This is a genomic window from Marinibactrum halimedae (assembly GCF_021234875.1).
GTDB classification, from domain to species: domain Bacteria; phylum Pseudomonadota; class Gammaproteobacteria; order Pseudomonadales; family Cellvibrionaceae; genus Marinibactrum; species Marinibactrum halimedae.
The window spans coordinates 1-20673 of record NZ_JAJQVM010000011.1 but is presented as its reverse complement, the minus strand read 5'-3'; the positions used below and the strand labels follow the sequence as shown (position 1 = coordinate 20673).

The window sequence follows — 20673 nt, the reverse complement described above, 5'->3', positions numbered from 1 at the left end:
ATAATAATAATGATGAAATTCGCGCCCAGTTGTTTACCAAGAACCACAACTCCCATCATTAATGTATCGGATGTGAGAGTGGGATGCCTCAGTGCATTCCCTCACTGGTTGGATACATTAGCCATGTGGCATCACAAAGAGTGGTGCAAAGTCTCCCCTGATGCGGATTTTAATGAGCGCAGACGACGCTTGGTTCAACATCTAAATGGTACGGACTTACCCCGAACCTTTGTGGCCTATGCGCAGTCGTCGTTAACCCCCTGTGAAAATCGTTCGTTAAATCGCCGTCGTATTCCAATGGAGGATCGACCCAGCCAGCCAGTGCTGTTGGGTTCCATTAGTTTGGTAACTTACCCTAGGCCCAGTGGTGAACTCAGCCCTTGGTTGAGTAATTTGTATGTTCATCGCCCGCACCGTGGCTTGGGGCTTGGTCAAGTATTAATTCGCCACTTAGAGCTGGCGGCTCAAAGCCATTGCTTTGAACGCCTCCGGCTTTTTACCACCGACAAAGAAAGTTATTACGAGCAATTTGGATGGCGTACGCTTCGTGTGAATCGCCTTCGTGAACATGAGGTTGCCGTGATGGAGAAGCGAATTTCGCCTTCACCTCTTCGCCCTTACCCCTGATTTGTTCCATTCTCACCCCGAACCTTCACCCCGAAAAAGGTAAACTTGTGCGTAGTTGTGTTGCCTTCTCCCCCAAAATACCAGCTATCGTAGTAATGAGGCTCGTGGCAGTAATGAGGCCCGTAGTAGTAATGAGGATAGTAGTAAGGTTCTTAACAACGTTTGTATCAGTATTGTTCTTACTTTTTTCTATCTCAGGTTGTGAGCGAAAGAGTGATGCTGAGCGAATGGTTGATAACTATGGGTATAGACTGGGAAATGCGCTGGAGGTCAGTCTTCCAGAACCGGATTCGACACCGCTGGTGCTGTACCCTGAGCGAAGAGAATTGCAGCATGTCACTACTGAACTATCAATCGATATTCTTGAATTTTTACGGCTGTCTCAGTGCGATTTACAACGTCTAATTGGATCTCGTAATAGTGGTTTGGGGCGGGTGATGGCGGATAGCCAGCAGTGGCTGTATGAAGCAGAATTTTTGGTGCTTGCGCGCCAATGTCTACGTCAGTTGTTAAATAACCCGGATGCGACGGATTTGCAGGTAGAACTGCAAAAAGCGGTGTCGGTAAAAACGCAAGAGCGTTGGTTCGTAGCGTGGAATGCGGCCTACGCCAGCCAGGAGTTCCAAACGCTATTTTCGACCGCTGTGGAGCCATTACCACCTAACGCCGCAAAAGCCGGTGAGCTGATCGAAGCCATTACCGAGCTCGCTCGTGTGCAACGGCGATGGTTTGATCATGAGCGGTTGCCTCAGCAAGACGTTGAACTGGCGTATCAGGTAATTGGGTCTGTGAAATACGCTGGTCAATTATTGCGAGCGATGGATGTATTAATAAATCAATTAAGTGTATTGACCCGCATGTTGGAGATGCGTACCCATCAAGAACCTTTTTGCCGAGCAGGGGCGCATGGGCTGAGTACCCCGCCACCGGAGGTAAAAGTATTGCAAACGGTGTTTTTTAAATTCTACATCGGGGAGATTCAACCTTACATTGCGTTGGTGTACCAAGAAGCGAAGGCGTTGCAATTGTCATTACGCAAATTATTGTCCGTGTATGAAGACTCTCCAGAAGTTATGGAGAACCCTGCTTGGAAAATGTATTGGCACCAAACCTGGGATGAGCAATCCGAGGTGAGTGTTTGGAATCGTTACCAAGTTTCTGTTGAGTCACATACCAAAGCATGGCAGGGTATTTTGAATGCCTGTGGCGTGATGCCACGATAATCTTGTTTCAGTAATCATTCTTTATCATCGCTTCCAACGTCGTTTTGACGGATGATCGTTATGATGAATGATATTTGTGACTGCAAAAGTGTACTTATTGGTAGTTATTAATTGGTAGTTATTAATTGGTAGTTATTCGTTAGTGGTTATTATTAGGAAAGTAGCCTATGCAGCTCGAAAGAAATGCACTGGATATAGAAACAAGCCCGTATTTACAACAACATAAAGATCAGCCCGTTCGCTGGCAGGCGTGGTCTGCTGTTGTATTGGAGGTGGCGTCACGACTGGATAAACCCATTTTTCTGTCAATTGGTTATAGCGCTAGCCATTGGTGTCATGCCATGGCTAAGGAAACCTTTTCAGACCACTTTGTTGCTTCACTGCTAAATGAACATTTTGTTTGTATTAAAGTGGATCGAGAAGAGCGGCCGGATATCGATGATGTATATCAAATAGGACATCAGCTTCTCAGTGGTCGACCCGGCGGTTGGCCGTTAACTCTTTTTCTTTGTCCTCACACTCATTATCCCTTTATTGCCGGCACTTATTACCCTCGTGAATCTAACAGTGCTCAGCTTGGGTTTGTGGATCTTATTGAGCGGGTTATTCGTTTCTATCGGGACGAAAAGGCGCAACGAAGTAAGATGCTGAAGCATGTTAAAGACGGTTACGCCCATATCGATGATGGATTATTGCCCAAAGGTGAGACGGCCAACTTGTCCATGGAGCCGATTCAACTTGCCGTAAAAAACCTATTAAAGCAGGCGGATACAATAAACGGAGGGTTTGGTGTCGCGCCCAAATTTGCACTGGGGTTTCAACTCGAACGTTTATTATCGGCGCATTATGAAGACTCTCCGTTGGGAAGAGACGCCAAGCAACACTTGCACCGCACTTTAACCATTATGACGAAAGGGGGCATTCGGGACATGCTCGCCGGTGGTTTCTTTCGCTACTCTACTGATGCGACTTGGAGTATCCCGCATTTTGAAAAAATGCTCAGTGATAACGCACTATTGTTGGCGGTGTACGCCGATGCCTCTCACTGCTTAACGTCACCTTTGTTTGCTAAAACAGCAAGGGGAATTGCTCGGTGGATGATGATGGATATGTTGACTGAGCAGGGCGCCTTTTTGGGGTCGATGGATGCCGACAGTGATTTGGGGGAAGGGGGATATTATTGTTGGGAAACCGAAGAACTGAAGCAGGTGCTGAGTGAAATCGAATTTTCGGTACTGCAAATTTTGTGTCGATGGGAAGGGAGACCGAATTTCTTTGGTCGTTGGCATTTACAGGTGGTGCGTCGCACCAAAGACGCCATCGATGCCTTAAAGCTATCAGAAAAGGAAGTGAATACCCATTATCGAAACGGGTTGATGAAACTGCTTAAGGTGAGACAATCCCGAGTGATACCCAGTCGTGATGCGAAAATTGTCACTAGCAGTAATGCTCAAGCGATTCGATCTCTTGTCATCGCAGGGCGTGTGCTGCAAGAGCCGAGCATGATTGAGACGGCTGTTCGATGTTTGGATTTTTTGCAGGACTTCCTCTGGCGTGATGATTGCCTTTATGCCACTTGGCAGGAAGGCAAGGCCAAAGTAGAGGGCTTCTTGGATGATTACCTTTTCACGATGGAAGCGTTGTTGGAAATGTTACAGACCCGCTGGCGAGATAAGGATTATCGGTGGTTAATGTCATTGGCAACCGCCGTGATGGCTCGCTTTAGTGCCTCTGGTCAGGGGGGATTCTTTTTCAGTTCGCTAGGGCACGAGCATTTAATCTGTCGTCCTCGATCTTGGTATGATCGAGCTTCTCCTGCGGGTAACGGGGTGGCGGCACGGGTATTCGCAAGATTAGCTTGGCTTACCTCGGACATTGACTACTGTGAAATCTCGAAGTCTATTGTGAGCACAGCATGGCCCATGATTCAGCGCCATCCTGAATGCCACAGCAGTTTATTGGATGGCCTCGCTGAAGTCATGCAGCCGACTGTAACCGTATTTCTGCGCGGTGACTCAGCGATGGCATGGCAGAGGGCTTTGGTAGAGCACTTCGGTAGGCGCATTATGACGTTTGCGGTCGAAGAGGCGACTGTCGATAGCCCGCCTTCCATTCAAAGCTTAGAAAATAATAGCGCCTTGATGACAATTGGTGCATCACAAAAAACGTATTATCAAGCGTTAGATGAACTGACAACGGCCGTTGAAATAGCGTTAGAAATGCAGGCAGATGAAGCTTCCGAATCAAAATCTCTTGTTTCGACCTTGGCTTAATTTTAGGCGGTAAGCGTGCGGGTTTCGGTATTGAGGGCCAGTAAACGTTCCGGAAAATCGGTAAATATTCCATCTACTCCCATGGCACCCAAGTGCAACATGTCGTCAATTTCGTTGACGGTATACACCCAGCATTCGCATCCACGCATGTGGGCATCATCAATCAGGGATTGAGAGATAAAATTGATGTTTGGAATTAGGCAAAATGCCTCTAAGGGGGTGCAGCAGGCAGCATAATCTAAAGGAATACCTTCGATTAAGACGCCTCTCTTCACCCGTGGAAGATGTTGCTTCATGGTCAACAATTGTTGATGGTCGAAGCTTGAAACCAGGTAATGATCCAGCCCCCAGTGTCTTTCTTTCGCGGTTTTGGCCAGTAAGTGAGAGACGGCCTCTGCACTGTGAGGGCCTTTTAGTTCGATGTTCAACAAGGCTCGGTCTTGAACCAAGTCTAATACTTCCTCCAAGGTTGGCATATGAAAGCCAGCCTCTTGCGCTTTGTGTTTCAACTCAACGGGAGAGTGTTCCAGTAGCCGCCCTGAGCCCGGTAACAGACGCCCAAGGCGCCGATCATGGGTTACGAGTACTTGACCGTGAACTTGCCAAACGTCAATTTCAATGGCGTCGACACCAATGGCTAAGCTGGCTTTGATGGCTTCCAATGAGTTTTCTTGAAGAATGCCTGTACGGGGGCCACCTCGATGGGCGATACAGGTAATAGGAGATTCTAAATGCGCCGCCATCGCGATGTCTCTGCCATAATCATTGAAGTTACTGTTGGGGGTGAATTTGTTTCGAGACTATTGTTAAAACTCATTCAATCAGAAACAGTGTAATGGCACTATGTCGCCACTATTGTGACAATGACCAATTTATTAAGCCTTTTTCGAAATGGTTCAAAAGCTGTTTTAGGAAGGCATTTTTAGGGAGAAATGGTTTAGAAAAAAGAACCATTACAAAAAAGTCGTTTCGCTTACCGCCGCCTTCGACTATAATCGCGGCCCTTTTAAACAGGCCCCAGCCAATCGCTGCACAGATGCAGAGAAATAATGCGAAAGCATTGTTTCACAGAGGACGTCGTACGAATTTGTCGTTGGTCAGGGCCCTTCATCTATACAGGCACCTATATATGTCCAACGAATCCGCTAGCGGCTTTGAAGCCCTTGGCTTGCCTACGTTTTTGTGTGAATCCCTCAAAGACATTGGTTACGAGCAACCTTCCCCTATCCAGCAACAAAGTATCCCGGTTTTATTGCAGAAGCGTGACCTTCTAGGTTTAGCGCAAACCGGTACGGGTAAAACAGCGGCCTTTGCCCTTCCTATTCTTGCCAATATTGATTTAAGTGTGAATTCCCCACAGGCACTGATTTTGGCGCCTACTCGTGAGTTGGCGATTCAAGTGGCAGAAGCGTTTCAGACCTACGCGAAAGGCGTGAAAGGTTTCCATATCGCACCGATTTACGGTGGACAAGACATGCGAGCGCAGCTACGCCAATTGAAGCGTGGTGTGCATGTGGTAGTAGGGACGCCCGGTCGTGTTATGGATCACTTACGTCGTAATAGCTTGAATCTGGACAATTTGAATACGGTTGTTCTGGATGAAGCGGATGAAATGTTGCGAATGGGCTTCATCGATGATGTGGAATGGATTTTAGAGCATACGCCTAAGCAGCGTCAGGTTGCACTATTCAGTGCCACCATGCCACAAGCGATCAAAAAAATTACCGCCAACTATCTGGATAACCCCGAGCGTATTCAAATTGAGGCCAAAACCAAAACGGTAGAGCGTATTGAACAGCAATACGTATTGGTTTCGCCAAACCGTAAAATTGATGCATTAACTCGTATTCTCGAAGTAGAAGACTTCGATGGTGTGATTATGTTTGTGCGCACCAAAACCGCAACCGTAGATTTAGCGCAACGCTTAGAAGCTAGAGGCTATGCCAGTGCCGCTCTAAATGGTGACATTAATCAGAAGCAACGCGAAATTACGATTGAGCAATTGAAAAGCGGCAAAATTGATATTGTTGTTGCAACCGATGTGGCGGCCCGTGGTATTGATGTGCCGCGAGTGACACACGTAGTTAACTTCGATATTCCTTACGACAACGAAGCTTATGTGCATCGTATTGGCCGTACCGGTCGTGCGGGACGTTCTGGTAAAGCCATTTTGTTGGTAACGCCTCGTGAGCGTCATTTGCTTCGCTCGATCGAACGCAGTACAGGGCAACCCATTACCGAAACTCGTTTGCCCACCTCTGAAGAGTTAACAACTCGTCGTATCTCTCAGTTCCGTGAAAGTGTGACTAAAGCGCTGAGCAATGAAGATTTGTCGATTTTCAAAGAGTTAATTGGTGATGTGTTAGAGCAAACGGGAGAGTCTCCTGAAGCTGTAGCGGCTGCGGTGGCGTACTTGGCCCAGTCTGATAAGCCATTGTTTGTTGAGAAAGATCAACTATTAGATGAGCCTATCAAGGCTAATCGTCGTGAAAAGCGCGATGGTAAGAAGCGTGATCCGAGCATTGAGCGCAAAACGCGTAAACAACGTGAAGCAGAGCGTGCTAATGTGCCAATGGATTGTTACCAAGTAGAGGTCGGGCGTAGCCATGGCGCGCGTCCTGGTGATTTGGTGGGGGCTATTGCTAATGAAGCGGATCTTCCTAGTAATTACATTGGTAATATTGTTATTGAAGACAGCCGTAGCTTCGTTCAGCTGCCATCGGGTATGCCGAAGGAGCTGAGTCAGGCGTTACAAAAAGTCTTTGTTCGAGGTCGCCCTTTAAAGTTGCGTAAAATTGCACCAGATGCCATGCCAGCCAGTCGACCTCGTCCCCCTCGTTCCGGTGGAAATGGTGGTGGTGAACGTGGAGAGCGCTCTGGGCGTGGTCGCCCGCGTCGTCAATCACGGGCCAACGGAGCATCTTGAAATACTGGATGTGTATCCATGACAGAGTTTAAAACTTTTAACTCTTTATGTCATAAAAAAAGCGCCGTCTAGGCGCTTTTTTTATGACGGTTTTTAAAATGCATCCATCATAATAGAGTCGTTTCAGAAACGTCATAGAGCCTTCGTATTGTGGCGTTACTGTGGACGCGTATCCTTATTTTACTACTCGAAGGATTTTTGTGAAAAATACAAAAGTACTCTCTGATCCTATAATTATCATGTTAATGCTGTTGTTAGTCGTGGTCAGTTGCGGTGTCACTGCTTACCTACTGTTATCTTCGTCGTCAGGAAGTCCTCGACAAAGTGGAGCATTAACTCAGCGGGATTTTGATCGTCTTCCTTTTGATCAATTGGATGCAGAGTATTCGTGTATAAACTTTGCTCATGAGCGAGAAGGCCAACCCTTAGTACAGCCCGTGGTGGATGAATTATCGACACGCTTTGAATCTAAAAGAGGGATTTTTTTAATTTTTTTGGATGCGAAGTTGAGAGCAGGAAAAAATCAACTGCGTGATGTGCAAGTGTATTGCTATATTGATCCGGCCACTTACGAGGTGACTTATTACAAATCCATCGGCGGTGAATCGGGTATTTTGGGGCAAATTAAAGACCTCTTTGCGCATTTTGGTGAATAATGCAGAGGGGAATGGCTGTAAGTAATCCTGTTTTGGGAGTGCTTTAAACTAGGCTAAATGCAATAGGGCTTTAGGTTAAAAGGCCCTTAGGTTAAAAGGCCCGCTCAACCACACTGAATACTAATTTAATTGCTAACAAAATAAAGACAACAGATGCGGTGCGTTGAATGTTTGTTTGTATTTGAGTGGATTGTTGAAGTTTTTCCCCAACGGCACCTGCCATTACAGCAATCATTGAAAATACCCCCAAGGTTGCCAACATAAAAACTCCGCCCAGCACCACAACTTGTACCCCGACAGGCCCTCTATCTGCAATCACAAATTGTGGCAAAAATGCCAAAAAAAACAAAGTTACTTTGGGGTTGGTGATGTTCATCACAATGCCACGCCGATACAGTTTGAAAGGTGATAAGTCATTGGCGGCAATGGAGTGGGTATGGTGATTTTGTTCGGTCTTATTAACAGAGATGGGAGAGGGTTGGCTATTCCAGCTGCCCCAAGCCAAAAATAAAAGGTATCCGGCGCCTGCTAGGCTTAACAAAGAAAAGGCCAACACAGATTGTTGAAAAATAGCAGCAACCCCAACTGCCACTAATACAGTGTGGAAAATTAACCCTGAGCATAACCCTAATGTGACGAGAATTCCGGCTCTTTGTCCCTGAGAAATGGATTGTGTAAGAACAAAAATATTGTCTGGGCCGGGGGCGAGTGCAAGCAGTGTTGAGGCGAGGAAAAAGCTGGTCAATACGGCCAGATAAGAGACGTCAATCATAAATAGAAAAGCCCAAGAGGAGGTCGGGTGATTATTTTACACTATTAATACATTATTAAGAGAATGTTGAGTTAAGAGAGCTTTGAATTCGAATTTTACCCCATAAGTAGTATTTATATTAACGGTAAAGTTTACAACGAAAAAGATCGAGGGTATCCAAAAGAATGCCACACTCGTATTTGTGAAAATACGTTGGCGTGATCAGAGTAGCGGAGAGGGAGGCTTATTATGAGGTCAATAAAAAATGAAAAGCGGTGAGTTAGACCACCACTTTATAGCCTACTCCATAAATAGATTGAATGATGTCTTGTCCGTTAAATAATGATTTTATTAACTTTTGTAAATTGTCAATGTGTTTATCAATAGTAGATTCAGCGCTCTTTGTAGAGGTATCTTTACTCAACTGTCTTGCAAGCTGCGATTTTGAAAAAATATGACCGGGGCTTTTTAAGAGTGTTGCCAGCACGAGAAACTCTGACCAGGTGGTAGGGATGGTTTTTCGAAAGAGCGTAATGGTGCCACTTTTTTCGTCAATCGTATAAGGTTCGGATTTTGCGGCTCGTGGCGTATAAATTTCCTTTAATACACGCTGCATACGATCGTTTAAATCAGATTGAGTATAGGGGGCGCAAAGAAAGTCGTTAGCACCAATTTCTAAACTCAGTAACCAGTCGATTTCTTCCGTCACTCTGGTAATCATAATGATCCCGACACTCGATACCTTTCGAATTGAGCGACAAATTTCGGCGTTGCCGCGTTGTGATTGATGTGTGCCAATAATAACCAAATCAGCATCAATCGATTTCAATTGAGATAAAGCATCGTCTTCATATTGTATCCATTGGGAGTCCCAACCGCTTCCATGTAGCTGGCTCTTAAGAGTTGTGGCGAAAGATGAATCATCGTCAATGATCAATATTTTGGGGGCAATGTGTGACATAGTAACAACCTAATGGGTAGCTCGGTGGTGAGTGAGTCTTTCACCGTTATTGACGTTAAGCTCACTAATGGTGTTTGTATTTTATTTGTTGTCTGTTTTTCGTTTTTTATAACATTGCGGTCTGATTTTTTTGTCCGAAATACAGTCTCTAAACTTAAATGCGCAATGTTTAAAAATAAAACGTTGGTATTAGCGTTTAATGAAACGATGTGTCGCATTGCTAATGATGCTCAATGTTTTATTAAGGTTGTGTTCACTTACTTTTGTGTTTAATGACATCATTCTGTTAAAGAGTTCGAATGAAAATTGATACTCTTTGTAAGTTTATACTTTTTGTACAGTAATCTTTGTAGTTTCTTTGTTGCAGTCAATAGTGGCGATGAGTGAGTCAAGATAGGGATTCTATTTTTATGGTTTCTTTAACTGGTTTCTTTAACGTTGTCACTAAGCAAAGTGTTACTAAAACCGTTATTAAAAATCCATTCTTATTCTGCAAGTTGATTTATTTGTGTAATGACTCACCTAATCTAAAACTATAGTCTTAGTTTGCAAGGGTTACTGTAAACTGTGGCACTTAATTTCTGGTACTGCGTCTTTTCTTTCTTCATGTTTATTAAAACGGCGATTTGTAAGTGCCATTACAGTAAATAAACCGTGCTTATTACTCTCGCTCCCCTCTTTATTTTTACTTTTTGTTCTTAACAGCGGTTCTGAGGAATCATGTTAGTCATACCTCAACTAGAGACCAATGAATTCGAAAGTTGTTCCATGAGATTTCTCAATATGAGAAAAAGGGGGAGATACATAAATGATTTAGATGTCAAAGTATAAGATGTGTCTCCAGCACAATGAGGTATTTTTTGACGAATTCGGCTGGAGACTAAAGAGAAGTTAAAGACTATTACTTGATGTAAGCCTCAGGCATGTTCGAAGAAGTGGTGTAGCGGTTGCGTAACTTATCGTGTCGTGACTCCGTGTCGTAGGGGGACCCGTCGATCCACAGTGCCTCTACTCGTGAACTAAGCTCAAACGGGTCGCCACTCCACATGACCAAATCTGCTTGCTTTCCGACGGCCAATTCTCCTGCATTGATATTGAATATGGTTGCAACATTCGCCGTAATGGCCCTAAGGGCTCCCTCTCGGCTCATGCCATTGGCAACCGCATTGCCAGCGTCGAATCGGAGTTGATACAGATTGTGAGCGCTGTCGTATCCTCCCACAGTGAGTATCACGGTCACTCCTGCTTTTTCTAATTCGGCCGCATTGCTCAATGAAGCATGTAAGGCATCAAAATTCGTTGGAAGGTTATCCATTGCACTCATGATAATCGGCACTTGTGCTGCAGCCAGAGCATCTTTTACTACAACAGCGTCATTTGCCCCGGCAATAATCAGATTTAAACCGAAATCATTTTTCAGCTTGATTAATGCTAACAAGTCGCTGGCTCGATAAGCTTCTATGACTAGCGGTTTGTTGTTCTGCAGTAGAGCGGTTAGAAGTTGTTCTTTATCAGATGGCTCTCCTTTGTCTTTGTTCTTTTTCTTCTTTTCAGCAGCCTTTGCAAGTTTCTGTTGTTGTTCTTTCAGGGCATTGCGTATTTGTTGAAGTTTGGCAGCACGAGAGCCCTTATCTTGGGCGCCAAGATGGGCAATAACCGCAGCACGCTCGTCTACTTTGGCGTCCAGTTCACCAGTCAGGTCGACTGTTGTGGCCAAACCGGCAAAAGGATTACTTTCACTTGGGTAAGGGGTAATAACACTACGGGTGACACCTCCTTTGCGATTATAAGGTATTGCCGAAGAGCTGGGGTTATAGGCAAGGCCCGGATTGAACGTAATATCGGATTTTTCTTCACCGGCATCTCGACTGCTGGCGACGGCGCTAACCTCCACTAAACCTAATTGGTTGAGAGAGCCAATCAACCCAGGGGTAATGATCTTGCCTGTGCCATCAATGGTTCTATCGGCCACGACAGTATCAGGGTTAATCGACGTGATGACGCCGTCTTCAAAAACGAGGGTGGCATTTTCGAGGGTGCCTTCATTGTTGGCCGTGTAAAGTGTGGCGTTGGTGATCGCGATACTTTCAGCCGGTGTGTGGGTTGCCCAAACGGTACCAATAGTGGCAAGTGCGAAGTAAGAGGCGATGCGTTTAATACGACAAGTAGAGAAGAATCGTTTCATCGTCATGGGGGCTCCTATTGCTGGCCTAACATAAAGTCACTGATGGCTTGGTAAGCTTCATCGAAGCGGTCGTAGACTTTGGCGCCATCGATAAAGACTTGTTCTGCATGGGCATAGACGCTGAATGGGTTTTGGTTCCAAATGACGATATCGGCTTGTTTGCCGGTTTGGAGTGACCCTGTGAGATGATCGATACCCAGTGATTTCGCGGCGTTGGTGGTAATCCAGCGTATGGCATGCTCGGGTTTGATATCAAAGCCATTTTCGTTGGCGCGATACATGACTTTGCCGGCTTCTTGATTCAAGCGTTGAATAGTCACTTCCGAATCGGAGTGCACGATGGCGCAAGAGTTTTCATGAGCGTCCACAATGGCGACGTTTTCTTGCACCATATCGTAGGCTTCCATTTTAAAGCCCCACCAATCTGGCCAGAGGGCTGCGCAATTGCCGTTTTCAGCCAGTAACTGAGCGACTTTGTAGGCTTCTATTCCATGATGAAAGGTGCCCGCGTGGTAACCAAATTCTTTACCGAGATCGATCATCATGGCCATTTCTTCGGCTTTGTAGCAGTGGTTGTGAATCAGAATATCACCGTCTAATACCCCCTTCAGAGTCTCCAGTTGTAAGTCTCGTTCTGGTGGGGTGGGGTTTTTGCCGGCCTTATAATCACTTTCATAGACATCCCATTTGTATTTGTACTCGACTGCATCGATCCAGGCGGCGCGGAACCCGGCCATATTACCCATGCGAGTGGAAGGTGCTTGTTTGCGTTCTCCGTAGACTCGTTTGGGGTTTTCGCCACAAGCCATTTTTAATCCATAGGGGGCTTCGGGGTGTTTCATCCCCTGTACTGTGGTGGACGGAATGTTCTTCAGCGTAACACTGCGCCCGCCAAACAAATTGGCAGAGCCGGGTAAAATCTGGAGTGTCGTAATACCGCCTGCGCGGGCTGTGTTAAACCCTGGGTCCTGTGGCCAAACAGAATGTTCAACCCAGACAGCAGCGGTGTTTGGGCTGGTCATTTCATTGCCATCTTCATGGGATTCTACTGCAGGGTTGGGATAGGCGCCTAAGTGGGAGTGAACATCAATAATACCTGGCGTTACCCACTTGCCAGTCGCATCAATGACCTGAGCGTTATCTTTATTTAAGTTGGCGCCAACTTGTATGATCTTCCCATTCTCAATCACCAAATCCGTATTATCCAATCGATCTCCCACGCCGGTGAGGATTGTGGCGTTTTTTATGAGTATGGTTTGGCGTGGGAGAGGAGTGTAAGTGCTGGGATAGGGGTTTTGGGTAAACTCGGCTTTGGGGTGTTGTTGCTCGGAGTCAGAGCAGCCGGCAACGATCGCGCTCATGACGATAGGGAGCACTATGGATAATTTAAACGTCATGGTGGATGTTACTCCTAAATAAGGTTCAGTTAGCGTTATATCAGTATTTCTTTATTGTGAGTAGATAGGGCGCTAATCATCTTGTTAATGATATGAAAAAGCATTCTAGTTTGCCCACTGGGTATTCGCGGGTTTTCCATGTTGGGCGATGCAAATCTATCTTAGGTGTCCAATTTAAGGGCTAAGCTCGCCTCTCAGATTGGTTAACACTTGAATTTTTCTTTTTTCATGGGAGAGAGGCTGGCTCAATAAGTAGTGAAGTTTGGTCAAGGTCGCTTCCAGTGTCATATCTTGGCCACTCACGACCCCAATGTCGGCTAAGGCCTTTCCAGTTGCATACCCATCCATATTGACTCTGCCTTTAAAACATTGGCTGAGATTCACAATCAAAATGCCTTGTTCATCAGCCTTCTGGAGTGTCTTCAATAAACTTGGGGTTTCTGGTGCATTTCCCACGCCATAGGTTCTTAAAATCAGCGCTCTCACCGGCTGTGCCAGGGTATGCTCGATGATTTCATGGTTGATGCCGGGGTAAAGTGTAAACACTGCTACATTCTGTGGTGTGACATTGGCAACTTTTAGGGATAGAGGAGGGCTCCCTTTTAAGGAGTGATCAGTAGTTGAATAATTCTTGATGGTAATCCCGGCTTCCAAGAGCGGATCAAAATTCGGAGATCGAAATGCCGAAAACCCATCGGAGTGGGCTTTGGTGCTGCGATTTCCTCGGTACAGAACATTGTCAAAGAAGAGTCCAACCTCCGGGATAGGATGGTGGGCGGCGATATAAAGAGCATTCAACAAGTTCGTATGTCCATCAGACCTCAATGCTGACAGGGGGATTTGAGAGCCTGTGACAATAACGGGCTTTGATAAATTCTCGAATAAAAACGATAGTGCCGAAGCGGTATACGCCATGGTGTCTGTGCCATGAAGAATGACAAAACCATCATAATCTTCGTAGCGACTTTGGACATCCTGTGCAATACGTCGCCAGTCGCTGGGTGCCATGTTGGATGAGTCCAGTAGAGGTGAGTATTCACAAATGTCAAACGTCGGCATCTCTGGGTGGAAGAGGTCAGCCTTTTCCTTAATCGCTTCGGTTAAAAAGCCTTCCATCGGGCGATACCCCTGGTTGGACTGCTTCATTCCAATCGTGCCACCAGTGTAAGCGACGTAAATTTTTTTCTTTTCATTCATATGGATAACAGCTCTAGGCATGAGCGGGCTATATAGAGGATGTGTGCCTTGGGACTATGAGGCCATTACATTCGATAGGCCCATATCACGTTTATGACTTTTTGTGCAATTCGATACAAAGACGATGAGCTTTAATTTCGTCCTCCACCCTTATCTTAAGGGATAAGCATCGCTAACTCTAATAGACAAAAGCGTCTCCACACTTACTACATCAAATCATTGATGAGCTAGATTTATCACTCTGTATGTGACTTTTGACGCCATTAACCTGCGATCAATGTGCCGAATTTGAAGGTTGCTGCTATGTTTTAACGTTAAGAATAGGTTTTATACGCAACGAACCTTAAAGTTTATGGTATTCATTCACTAGCGAGCCTATGGGTGATAATCAAAAGGCGCCAATTCTGGTGGTTGGCTATGTGGAAGAAGTAGTGGGTTGTAATGCAAATGCGAATTGAATCATATCTGTTTTTTAATGGGCACTGTGAAGAAGCGATCAACTTCTATCGTAAAACGTTGGGAGCTAGAGTTTCCTTGTTGGTTCGTTTTCGAGATAACCCAGACAAAAGTGCTTATCCTCCTGGCGCAGAGAACAAGATCATGCATGCCATGGTCAGCGTTGATGGTAATACCATAATGATGTCTGATGGCGCTTGTGATGGCGACCTTCATTTTACCGGTATTTCAATTTCCCTCACTCTAAAAGACGATTTACGAGCAGAACGTATATTTAATGGATTAAGTGATGGTGGCCAAGTGCAAATGCCTTTTGTCGAAACATTTTGGGCAGAAAAATTTGGATTGGTGACGGATCGTTTTGGTGTGTCTTGGATGATTACCGTTGGTGATTAATTCCATTCCTTCTCTTTTTTGTTGATTCCTTCCTAAAGTTACTCCTCTCCTCCTCCCTTTGATTGGCCTAATGATTTCAAAGATATTTGTACGTTAGTTTCGATTTGGGTGGTCTTTCTTTGATCTTTTTGTCTTTATTGTGAGCGGTTTTGGAAATTAAAAAAAAGTTTTCACAATCTTATTGAGGTTTTATTGAATCGCTTCGTTAAAAAAGGCAGAGAGGCGACAAGAAAATGCTTTTAAATGCCTCTAGGGGTATCTGCACGCCAGCATACTGGTGGAGCGAAGTCACATATTAGGAGTCATTATGTTTAAAAAATCTCATATTGCGGTAGCGGTTGCCGCTACTCTTGGGACTGCATCTTTGGGGATGAGTTCAACTGTTTTTGCGCAAAAAGAGCAATTGGTTGAAGAGATAGTCGTAACTGGTTCTGCTATTCCGCGTAAAGACTTGGATGGTGCGCTACCAGTACAAACATTTTCTGAATTGCAGATTAAGCAATCCGGTGTAACTAATGCTGCCGATTTAGTTGCAGATATGCCTGCAATGCAAAATATGGTCACCGCTTCCGACTCTGTTGGTGGTACTGGTGGTGGTGTTCGAACTGCTGATTTAAGAAGTATTGGTAGTCAATATACTCTTTCATTAATGAATGGTCGTCGAATAGCATCTTATGGTTCGGGTAGTAGTATCGACATTAGTAATATTCCACTGAGTGCTGTTGAGCGAGTTGAAGTGCTAACTGATGGAGCAAGTGCTCTTTACGGCTCTGATGCAATCGCAGGTGTCCTTAACTTCATTTTGAAAGATGAAGTTGATGAAACAACCATTGTTGCTCGTATGGATTCTCCAGAAGAGTCGGGTGGTGAAAAACAAAATTTGAGTATTACAACGGGGTTTGGCAACTTTGATTCCGATGGTTTCTCAGCCGTATTTTCTTACAGTCATGAAAGTCAAGAGCAGCTAGCCGCTACCGATCGTGATTTTGCTCGTACGGGTATTGTACCTATGGGCAGCAACGAAGAAGGGGATTTGTATTTCTTTCGCGGTTCGGTAAACAGTATTCCAGGTAACGCTCGTGTTAGATATAACGATGCTAACGGTGAGCAGCAAGAGCGTATTTTTAACCCATATGCCACAGAAAATGGCTCTTGTCCTGAGCAGACTTTCCCGCTCGGTACTCAGTGCGCATTCGATTTTACCAGTACTATTGAAATTATTCCTGAAACTGAGCGAGATAATTTCTTCGCAAGCGGGAAGTTACGAATAACTGATGAGATGACAGCTTTTGCAACGGCTTCGTACGGTAAAAACGAAATGATTGCCCGTATCGCACCATACCCAACAGGGTATGTTCCTTTACCTGTTGATTCTGATGTTGTTGTAAGTGAAATTTTACCTCATTTAACAGAAGAAGAAAGGGCAGGTTTAACTCAAGTACATGGCCGCTGGCGTGCCCTTCCTGCAGAGAATCGTACCACTGAATACATTACAGAATCTTTGTCATTGGTTTCTGGTGTTAGAGGTACTTTTGATGATGTGAATTATGAAGCTGCATTAAATTACTCTGAAAGTAATCAAGAACAAAACTACCCTACAGGTTGGTTGTATCGTGAATCTTTCGTTGACTTGGTTTCCTCTGGTGGCGTGAATATTTTTGCCGGTCAGGAAGATTTTTCCGATGAGGATAGAGCCGCTCTTTCTGATGTAGTTTATCGTGGTAATTGGGATAATACTGAGGTCAGCCAAATTGGTTTTGATGCTCGTGCCTCTAAGCCTATGTTTGAGATCTCAGGCGGGGAAGTTTTTGCTGCTGTAGGAATGGACTATCGATCTACTAATTATCTGAGAGAAGTAGCTTCAGCTAATGCAAATGAAGAACTATTGTTTTTAGACAGAGATACCCCTTATGAGTTGAATCGTGAGCAATATGGTGTATTTACAGAGGTTGTTGTGCCGGTTTTGGATAACGTTGAAGTAACTGCGTCGTTACGTTATGACGTATTAGGCGCGGTAAAAGACGAAAATAATGGTAGAACGGTTAATGATACAGAGGGTGATTATACTTACAAAGTCACCACTCGCTGGGATGCTACTGATACCCTTTCTCTTCGCGCCTCTGTTGGTACTGGGTTTAAAGCTCCTTCAATGCTACAAATTGGGGAGCCGCCAAGAACACCTTTTGGTGTAACTAGTGCAAGTTGGGAGTGCCCATTCGAGGCGGGAGATGAGTTAGCTCAGTACTGTCTTACAGGTAGAACCCAATATGGTGTATTCAGAGAGGGTAATGAGGATCTGGATCCAGAAAGATCACAACAGTTTTCAGCGGGCTTTGTTTACACGCCTAATGCTGATTTCAGTATGACTGTAGATTATTGGAAACTTGAACTTGAAGACACGGTGGAATACTTAACGCAGGCCCAAATCTTCAACAACCCTGATGTATATCGTCACTTATTTACATCCCGGACAAATTTGGCAACTGGTGAAGAGGAGCTTGCGATCATCCAACAAGCTGTGAACGTTGGTGAGCGAGAGGCGAGCGGTGTAGATTATCAGTTTGAATATGTGCAAGATTTTGGCGAGTTACAGTTAACATCTAGGTTGAATGGTACTTATTTTATCGAGTCTGAGAGTTCTCTTACCGGCAGCAGCTTGGGTCGATTTGGAGATGATAATGACGTTGTTTTCCGTAATAAAGCGCGCTTGAGCTTTACTGCTGAGCATGGAAACTTCACTCATGTTGTTGGTATGTCCTACCAGTCTGGTTATACCGATGCGCTTGCAAGTCTTACATTGATCAGACCAGATGGCTCTTCTGGTAGTGGCGGAGATGCACAGCTTGAAGTTCCGTCTTACACTCTGCTTGATTATCAAACCTCGTATAGCTTTGCTGATTTAGGGTTGGATTTAACATTCGGAATCAATAACCTAGCTGATGAAGAGCCACCTCTAAGTTTACGTAATGGCGGTGCTGGACACCAAGTAGGTTGGGATCCTCGTTACAATGATGCCTATGGTCGTACTTTCTACTTACAAGCTCAATACTCGTTCTAATCGATCAGATAGTTTGAAGTTTTAGGACCACTTTTACTTTTTAAGTGAGCGAAGCTTTAGTGGTCTAAAATTAAAAGCCAGTACCTTTTGGGTGCTGGTTTTTTTATATGTGCGCCGGACATGGCGCGATTCTAGGAGGTGAAAGTCCTCTGCGGGCGTAGTCGAGAACGAACCGCTAGCCTATGCAAGGGTGTCCATCGTGAGGTGGAATCTGAAGGAAGCAAATGGCAAAGCAAGGCGATGACGCACAGAAACTGGATAGTTAGGCTGTTGTGACTTGGACAACTTGGCATTAAACAAATACCCCAAATCCTCGACCGGAAGTGCACAACAGTAGATCTAACGTCGCCGTGTGAAAGAATCGTGTCTTACTCTGGGAGATCTTATTTGTTGTTTCAAAGAAACTAGATTTGTAGCGATACATATCGACGACAAATAAGAAGTCAGCCGAGGGCATAGTACTTTGTTTTTTTTCGCGAAGAACAAAAGAAGGCCTGAACCGGTTAAATCAAGAAGCAGTGATTAATAACTCAATTATTTCGAAGCGGCAGGCAAAGAATGAAAAAAAGTCATCACTCCGTTCACTTTGGTTTAGGCGGAACCTAAGCTAGATGACACGAAGAGACGCAGAAATAAGTGGCGTTGATAACGCACGAGTCTTGATTGGCATTCACGATCTGATGGAGCACATTTGTGATCCGTCAAATTTAAACCAAGCCTTCAGACACGTAAAACGTAATAAGGGTTCAGCGGGTGTTGATAAACTCAGCATCCAAGAAACCGAAGCGTATTTACGCGAAGGTCAACACGCCGAGCAGATTCGCAACCAGCTGTTAGAGGGTGATTACCGGCCCGCGTTGATACGCGGAGTTAGAATCCCGAAGAGTAGCGGAGGCGAAAGGCAGCTAGGCATTCCCACAGTTCTTGATCGCTGGATACAACAGGCGATGTTGCAAATACTGACAAAGATTTATGATCCGCAATTCTCGGACAGTAGTTTTGGCTTCAGGCACAAACGCAAGTGCGCATGATGCGATGAAACAATCGAGCCAGTATGTTGCAGAAGGCAAGTCATGGGTGGTTGATCTGGATCTGGAGAAATACTTTGATACCGTGAATCATGATCGTTTGATGCATCGCTTGTCGTTAGACATTAAAGACAAACGCGTATTAAAACTGATTCGTCGTTATCTGCAAGTGGGCTTATTGCAAGACGGAGTGGTTCAATCGCGAGAGAAAGGCACCCCACAGGGAGGTCCTCTTTCGCCATTGTTATCGAATCTGGTCTTGGATGAGTTTGATAAAGAATTGGAAAAGCGTGGTCATGCATTTTGTCGCTATGCCGATGACTGTAACCTCTATGTAAGTAGTCAAAAGGCAGGGCAGCGACAGGGCTCCCTAGTAATAAATAACCAAATGCACTAAATTTTCAGCATCTTGATACCCTAAAATGTGATTAGCTGTGAATTTATCCAAAATTACCCTCCATGTGACCGACCCCAGAGATACAAAGAATCAAAAGTACTCCCTATCGAGCCTTCTTTTGATCACTTTTTCTGCCGCTGTCAGTGGCTACGATAGTGTTGATGACATTCTTGAGTTTGCCCAGTGCAAACTCAATTGGCTACAACAATATACCGACCTTCAACGAATTCCCTGCACTGAGACATTGCGCCATTTCCTAGCGTCGATATCGCCAAATGAACTTATAAAAGGGTTTGAAGCTTTCGTTAGCGAAGTTACGGAAGATGTTATTTCTATTGACGGGAAAACTATGCGGGGAACCCGAAATTCGAACTTCGATGCTCTACACATTCTCAGTGCGTGGTCTCAATCCAATGGCATTACCTTGGCGGCATTAAAGTCACAAGGAAAAAAGAATGAGATAAACACCATCCCTAAAATACTCGATCTTCTAGAGCTTAAAGGTGCCACAGTTACCCTTGATGCAATGGGTTGTCAACATGAAATAGCGAAAGCCGTAGCGGCACGAAAAGGTGATTATATTCTTCAGATTAAAAATAATCAGAAGTCGTTAAACACTGAAATACAAGCTTATTTTCACAAGCTTCAGCGGGATGGGTTTCCTGAAGGAGAGGTGGCATCATTTGAACAAATCGACAAAGGCCATGGCAGAATTGAAAAAAGAAATATTCAGCAAGTATTATTAAATCACTGGGTAGAATCAAGTCATAGCTGGGATAATGCTCGCTCATTCATTCGTGTGGAACGTACTCGAATTATTAATCATCAAGAAACAACAGAGTGCTCATGGTATCTATCGTCTTTGGGGCTTAATGCGGAAAAAGCTGCCCGTGCCATTCGAGGGCATTGGCAAATTGAGAACAACCTACACTGGCAATTAGATGTAACACTCAATGAAGATCGCTACAGGAATCATTCAGCCGCAGAATCCATGGCCATCATCAAACGTTTTTGTCTGAATTTACTCAAAACGAATGATGACAGTAAAAGGCGAATCAAACAGCGCATAGTGGCCGCCGCAGCGGACGACGAATATCGTTCAAAGATTCTTCTTTCTGGGTGATTATTACTAGGGAGCCCTG

At 44.8% G+C, this 20673-nt stretch carries 16 protein-coding genes; 10 read left to right on the top strand and 6 right to left on the bottom strand.

All coding sequences use genetic code 11. From position 1 onward, the window contains the following. The first annotated feature begins 9 nt into the window (after positions 1-9). From LU351_RS08010 to LU351_RS08000, 3 genes are all read left to right on the top strand, one after another. Positions 10-627 (top strand): GNAT family N-acetyltransferase, encoded by a 618-nt coding sequence (locus tag LU351_RS08010; RefSeq protein WP_232593548.1) that lies wholly within the window; start codon positions 10-12, stop codon positions 625-627. 227 nt (positions 628-854) lie between these two features. Continuing rightward, positions 855-1850, top strand: coding sequence for a DUF3080 family protein (locus LU351_RS08005; protein ID WP_232593547.1), 996 nt, complete (start codon positions 855-857; stop codon positions 1848-1850). Positions 1851-2017: 167 nt separating this feature from the next. Continuing rightward, on the top strand, positions 2018-4123 hold the full coding sequence (locus tag LU351_RS08000) for a thioredoxin domain-containing protein (RefSeq protein ID WP_232593546.1): 2106 nt from the start codon (positions 2018-2020) through the stop codon (positions 4121-4123). A 2-nt stretch (positions 4124-4125) separates the two neighbouring features. On the opposite strand, the gene LU351_RS07995 is transcribed toward LU351_RS08000, so the two are convergent. Then, a complete protein-coding gene (locus tag LU351_RS07995; RefSeq protein ID WP_232593545.1) occupies positions 4126-4866 on the bottom strand; it encodes a glycerophosphodiester phosphodiesterase in 741 nt (246 codons plus the stop codon). A 386-nt stretch (positions 4867-5252) separates the two neighbouring features. Here LU351_RS07995 and LU351_RS07990 point away from each other — a divergent pair, with 386 nt between their 5' ends. After that, a complete protein-coding gene (locus LU351_RS07990; RefSeq protein WP_232593544.1) occupies positions 5253-7049 on the top strand; it encodes a DEAD/DEAH box helicase in 1797 nt (598 codons plus the stop codon). Positions 7050-7249: 200 nt separating this feature from the next. Next, complete coding sequence (locus tag LU351_RS07985) at positions 7250-7705, top strand: hypothetical protein (RefSeq protein ID WP_232593543.1); 456 nt, start codon at positions 7250-7252, stop codon at positions 7703-7705. 91 nt (positions 7706-7796) lie between these two features. Here the strand turns inward: LU351_RS07985 and LU351_RS07980 are convergent, their stop codons facing one another. The 5 genes from LU351_RS07980 to ansA form a co-directional block, all read right to left on the bottom strand. Then, positions 7797-8477 carry a LysE family translocator gene (locus LU351_RS07980; protein WP_232593542.1) on the bottom strand — a complete coding sequence of 227 codons (681 nt, stop codon included), beginning with the start codon at positions 8475-8477 and terminating at the stop codon, positions 7797-7799. 259 nt (positions 8478-8736) lie between these two features. Further along, a complete protein-coding gene (locus LU351_RS07975) occupies positions 8737-9417 on the bottom strand; it encodes a winged helix-turn-helix domain-containing protein (protein WP_232593541.1) in 681 nt (226 codons plus the stop codon). Positions 9418-10318: 901 nt separating this feature from the next. Then, the gene (locus LU351_RS07970; protein ID WP_232593540.1) at positions 10319-11608 is read right to left on the bottom strand and encodes an amidohydrolase family protein; all 1290 of its coding nucleotides are present in this window, start codon (positions 11606-11608) and stop codon (positions 10319-10321) included. 8 nt (positions 11609-11616) lie between these two features. Then, positions 11617-12999: an amidohydrolase gene (locus LU351_RS07965; protein ID WP_232593539.1), complete on the bottom strand. Its 1383-nt coding sequence runs from the start codon at positions 12997-12999 to the stop codon at positions 11617-11619. 174 nt (positions 13000-13173) lie between these two features. Next, complete coding sequence (gene ansA, locus LU351_RS07960) at positions 13174-14196, bottom strand: asparaginase (protein ID WP_232593538.1); 1023 nt, start codon at positions 14194-14196, stop codon at positions 13174-13176. A 447-nt stretch (positions 14197-14643) separates the two neighbouring features. Between ansA and LU351_RS07955 the strand changes: the two genes are divergently transcribed. From LU351_RS07955 to LU351_RS07935, 5 genes are all read left to right on the top strand, one after another. Next, a complete protein-coding gene (locus LU351_RS07955) occupies positions 14644-15048 on the top strand; it encodes a VOC family protein (RefSeq protein WP_232593537.1) in 405 nt (134 codons plus the stop codon). A gap of 307 nt (positions 15049-15355) precedes the next feature. After that, entirely contained in the window at positions 15356-18106 is a 2751-nt protein-coding gene (locus LU351_RS07950) for a TonB-dependent receptor plug domain-containing protein (protein ID WP_232593536.1), read from the top strand. Positions 18107-18717: 611 nt separating this feature from the next. Continuing rightward, positions 18718-19137, top strand: a complete 420-nt coding sequence (locus LU351_RS07945) for a reverse transcriptase domain-containing protein (RefSeq protein ID WP_232593535.1) — start codon at positions 18718-18720, stop codon at positions 19135-19137. A 4-nt stretch (positions 19138-19141) separates the two neighbouring features. After that, entirely contained in the window at positions 19142-19531 is a 390-nt protein-coding gene (locus LU351_RS07940) for a reverse transcriptase domain-containing protein (protein WP_232593534.1), read from the top strand. Between the two features lie 37 nt (positions 19532-19568). Further along, positions 19569-20654 carry an ISAs1 family transposase gene (locus LU351_RS07935; protein ID WP_232593533.1) on the top strand — a complete coding sequence of 362 codons (1086 nt, stop codon included), beginning with the start codon at positions 19569-19571 and terminating at the stop codon, positions 20652-20654. The last annotated feature ends 19 nt before the right edge of the window (positions 20655-20673 follow it).